Genomic DNA, 4,414 nt, shown 5'->3' on the forward strand with positions numbered 1-4,414 from the left:
CTTTTTTCAGCACCATGGCATTAACCCCACCAGCGTGGCCCGGGCATTTTTGAGCAACTTAGAAGAAGGGCGCACCGTGGAAGGGGCATCCACCCTAACCATGCAGTTGGTGAAAAACCTCTTCCTCACCCCAGAACGCACCATGAGCCGCAAGCTGGCGGAAGCCGTGCTGGCCATGCGACTAGAGCAAATTTTTGAGAAAGACCAGGTGTTTGAGATGTATCTCAACCAGGTCTATTGGGGACACAACGCCTATGGAGCCGAAACCGCAGCCCGCAGCTATTTCAACAAGTCTGCCTCGGAACTCACCCTAGCGGAAGCGGCGATGATGGCGGGGCTGATCCAAGCGCCCGAAGACTACAGTCCGTTTGTGGATTATCAGCTCGCCAAAGAACGGCAGTCTGTGGTGCTGATGCGGATGCGCCAGCTGGGTTGGATTACCCCGGCAGAGGAAGCTGAAGCCCGTAGCCAGCCCATTGTCCTCGGACAAGTAACCTCCTTCCAGCGCAGTCTATCGCCCTATGTTACAGAGGCGGTGGTGCAAGAATTAAGCGATCGCTTTGGCTCAGACGAACTGCTGCGAGGCGGCATGCGCATCCAGACCACGGTGGATCTAGAATTTCAGGCGATGGCGGAGCAGGTCGTCCGCGACAACCATCGCCGCCTTCAGGTCCAGGGGCTCTACCCCGATCAAATTGCTCTGGCGGCCGTTGATCCCCGCACCCATTATGTGAAAGCGATCGTGGGCGGGGTGGACTATAACCAAAGTCAGTATAACCGCGCCACCCAAGCTCTACGACAGCCTGGGTCTGCCTTTAAGCCCATTGTCTACTATGCTGCTCTAGCATCCGGCAAGTATGGCCCAGATTCCACGATTAACGATAGCCCAGTCAGCTATCCTGATGGCAACGAAATGTATAGCCCACAAAACTACGATGGTAGCTTTGGCGGCACCATGAGCCTGCGGCAGGCGTTATCCATGTCTCGCAATGTGCCCGCCGTCAAACTAGGTCAAGAGGTGGGCATTAACCGCATTATTGAAGTTTCCCGAATTTTAGGAATTTCTAGTCCCATTGAGCCCGTGACCTCCCTACCTCTAGGTTCCGTAGACTTGACGCCCTTGGAAATGGCCGCCGCCTATGCCACCTTTGCTAGTAATGGTTGGCAGTCGGAGACAACCTTAATTGTGCAGGTCACCGATAGGGCTGGTAATGTGCTGCTGGACAACACACCACGCCCGCAGTTGGTGCTCGATCCTTGGGCATCGGCATCTTTGAATAGCATGTTGCGCAGCGTGATTGATAGCGGCACAGGAACTGCTGCCCGCCTTGATCGCCCCGCCGCCGGCAAGACCGGGACAACCTCATCAGAGCGAGATATTTGGTTTGTGGGCTATGTACCCCAGCTCTCCGTGGCCGTCTGGGTGGGCAATGATGACTATCGACCGCTGTGGGGGGGCGCAACGGGGGGCAGCTTTGTCGCTCCCATTTGGCGAGACTTCATGCTAAAAGCGCTGCAGGGTGAACCCGTGGAAAATTTCCGTCCTGCGACGGATTTTGTTCGTCCCTAAGGAGTTTAGGATGGTTCACGGACGCAAGCGGGACAAGCCTGTCACCGCTGCGCCAGTATAGTCCCAGCAAGATGACGGTATGTTGCAAGATTTTTTAGATACGACGGTGTTGAATAACACAGTCGCTGATTATTTGATTGCGGTAGGTACGGCGGGGTTGGGGGCGATCGCCATCAAGCTTATTCAAGTGGTGGTGGTGGGGCGACTGAAAGAGTTTGCCCGCCGCACCAGTACACCGCTCGATAATGACCTCATTCAACTTTTTGAGAAATTTCTCATCCCGATCGCCTTCTTGGGCATCACCTACTTAGCCATTAACGTTCTAGACCTGCACCCCATTCTGGAGCAGGTCGTGAATATTGTATGGGTGGTGCTGGGTACCCTCTGCGCAGTCCAGCTCCTAGGGGCCCTTGTGGAATACGGCATTCGACTCTATGCCGTAACTCGTCGCCCCAACAGCCCCGCCTTTGAAGCCAGCTTACATGCCCTCGTGCCAGCCATGCGTATTGCGCTCTGGGCCGTGGGCGTGGTGTTTTTGCTGGACAACTTTGGATTTGATATCGCAGCGATCGTTGCTGGTTTAGGAATTGGGGGCATTGCTGTTGCCCTAGCCGCCCAAGGTGTGCTGCAAGATTTGTTTAGCTACTTTTCGATTCTGCTGGATGTGCCCTTCGAACTGGGTGACTTTATTATCGTGGGCGACAGTGTGGGCACGGTGGAGCATATTGGCATCAAAACCACCCGCATGCGCAGCATCGACGGTGAGCAGTTGGTGATTGCCAATACTGACCTAACGGCGTCTCGAATTCGCAACTTTAAGCGGATGACTACCCGTCGAATTGTGTTTCGCATTGGCGTCACCTATGAAACCGGGTTAGAGCATCTGAAGGAAATTCCAGGCATTATTCAGACCATTATTGAACAGACTGAACATGTCGTCTTCGATCGCGCCCACTTTGCTTCCTACGGTGACTTCAGCCTCAACTTTGAGGTAGTGTATAACGTGATAACCGGGGACTATGCCACATATATGGATGCGCAACAGGCAATTAACCTAGAGCTAAAACAAGCCTTCGAGAAACGGGGTATTGAATTTGCTTACCCCACCCAAGTGACCTACTTCAGCGGAGCAAACGCCTCTGGCTTGAGCGAAACCACCGATAGCCTCCAGAGTTCCGGAGACGAGTAGTGTATGCACATCCCCACCATTGCTCAGTTCAGTGTTGCTGCTAGTTTAGTAGGTATGGCTCTGACGCCATCCGCTTGGGCCCTATCCGTGGTCTATCCTCCAGAGAACCACGAGACAACTGCCGATCGCCTCTTTTTTATTGGCACGGCCGACCCCGATCAACCAGTGACCCTGAACGGCGAGGTCGTGGAACGCAGCCCCGCTGGCCATTTTGCCCCATCTATTCCCCTAGAGCTAGGCGTTAACACGGTGACCCTGCAACAGGGCGATCGCTCCCTCACGTTTTCCATTCATCGTCTTTCAGCGGTGCCAACCTTAGCGGAGGGTGAACTGGTGATGGCCGGTTCCCTGGCTCCAACGGCAGATCTAGCCCTACAGCCGGGGGAACTCGTGTGTTTTGAAGCGATCGCTGCCCGTACCAGCAGGGTGTCGGTAGACTGGGCCGGGCAGTCCATTGACCTGCAGCCCCTGACCGATGGGGTGACCCTTCCCTCCAATTTCGCGGTGCTGACCGGCGACACCCAACCCCTGCCCCACCAAGAAGCGATCGCCCATCGGGGCTGTACGACCATGCCAACTTCCGGTGTCTTAGGTGCGCCCACCTATGAGATTGTTCAGGGAGATGAGATACATACTGAGGCAGCAGCAGGGCAGATTACTAGCCTAACGCCGACCGCGTTTAACGTCGCAGAGGTGATCGTCGAGTCTGGCACTGCCCGCACTGGGCCCAGCACTAATTACTCACGCCTCACGCCATTGCCGCGCGGCAGCCAATCGGCGGTGACCGGCCGGCAGGGCGACTGGGTACGCTTGGAGTATGGCGCTTGGATTCGGGACAGCGAGGTGACCATGCGTCCCAGCGCTGCGCCGGTGCGATCGCAGATTCGTGGTCTTCAGTCGCGATCGCTCGATGGCTGGACGGAGGTGATTTTTCCGTTAGAGGTGCCCGTGCCAGTCACGGTGCAGCAGAGCGATCGCACCCTCACCCTCACCCTGCACCACACCACTGCCCAGACCGACACCATTTATCTCGACGACGATCCGGTGGTCGAACGGCTTGATTGGTATCAACCCCAGCCCGGTCAAGTGGACTATACCTTCACCCTCAAATCTGATCAGTCTTGGGGCTATAAGCTAGAGTATCAGGGTAGCAGTCTTGTCTTATCTCTACGCCATCCCCCCGATCGTAGTCAAGCGACGAGCGATCGCCCCCTAGCTGGCGTATCGATCTTACTCGATCCTGGACATGGTAGCGATGAGGATCTAGGAGCAAGAGGGCCGACCGGCTATCCTGAAAAAGATGTAGCGCTGATCATATCTCAACTGGTGCGAGATGAGCTAGAAGTAAGGGGCGCAACGGTGCTCATGACTCGGGAAGGGGATGATGATCTGTTCCCTCAGGATCGCGTCGATCAAATTCTTGCCCAAGAGCCAGCGATCGCCCTCAGCTTACACTACAACGCCTTACCTGATGCAGGAGACGCGCTGAATACGGCGGGCATCGGCACCTTCTGGTATCACGCCCAAGCCCACGATCTATCGGTGTTTCTCCATAATTATCTGGTGGAAACCCTCGATCGCCCCTCCTATGGCGTGTTCTGGAATAACTTAGCTCTCACTCGTCCCACCGTGACGCCTTCGGTCTTACTCGAACT

General features: G+C 55.6%; 3 protein-coding genes. All 3 read left to right on the forward strand.

Going from position 1 to position 4,414, the window contains the following annotated elements:
• On the forward strand, positions 1-1,570 hold a 1,570-nt coding region (locus tag V6D20_04940; protein ID HEY9815135.1), incomplete at its 5' end, for a penicillin-binding protein 1A.
• Between the two features lie 79 nt (positions 1,571-1,649).
• Positions 1,650-2,759 carry a mechanosensitive ion channel family protein gene (locus V6D20_04945; protein ID HEY9815136.1) on the forward strand — a complete coding sequence of 370 codons (1,110 nt, stop codon included), beginning with the start codon at positions 1,650-1,652 and terminating at the stop codon, positions 2,757-2,759.
• Between the two features lie 3 nt (positions 2,760-2,762).
• Positions 2,763-4,414 (forward strand): N-acetylmuramoyl-L-alanine amidase (locus tag V6D20_04950; GenBank protein HEY9815137.1); only part of this gene is annotated, 1,652 nt, incomplete at its 3' end.

The organism is Candidatus Obscuribacterales bacterium (genome assembly GCA_036703605.1).
In the GTDB taxonomy this organism is placed as follows: domain Bacteria; phylum Cyanobacteriota; class Cyanobacteriia; order RECH01; family RECH01; genus RECH01.

Excerpts from the sequence above, each read along its gene's own strand:
- V6D20_04945 (HEY9815136.1), top strand. The coding sequence starts at position 1,650 with ATGTTGCAAGATTTTTTAGATACGACGGTGTTGAATAACACAGTCGCT.